We start from the raw sequence: 281 nt of genomic DNA, 5'->3' as shown, positions 1-281 counted from the left end.
GGGCCTGTGCGCTCGTCCGTCGCCACATATTCGGTGCGGATGAACTTGCCCTTGCCGCGTACGAAGCCGTCGACATGCATGATCGGGGTGCCGAGCGGCGCCTTCTCGTTGCAGGGCCATTGCACCGAGCCGACGCGGTCGAGCAGCTCGAACGAGACGTTGGCGAAGCTCGGCGTCGTCTTGGCGATCTCGTCCATGATCTGCGAGGGATGCGTGTAGTTCCAGTCGAGCCCGATGGCGCGGGCAAGCTCCTGCGTCGCTTCCCAGTCGGCATAGCGCGC

The 281-nt window shown here is 65.5% G+C and carries 1 protein-coding gene; it reads right to left on the bottom strand.

The features are described 5' to 3' along the window. The coding region (locus EN874_RS33330) for a hypothetical protein (protein ID WP_135884755.1) at window positions 1-281 on the bottom strand (281 nt) is incomplete at both ends.

Origin of the sequence: Mesorhizobium sp. M1D.F.Ca.ET.231.01.1.1, assembly GCF_003999155.2 — a bacterium.
Lineage (GTDB): Bacteria > Pseudomonadota > Alphaproteobacteria > Rhizobiales > Rhizobiaceae > Mesorhizobium.
The sequence above is the reverse complement of the archived record's forward strand: the minus strand, read 5'-3'. Positions and strand labels throughout refer to the sequence as shown.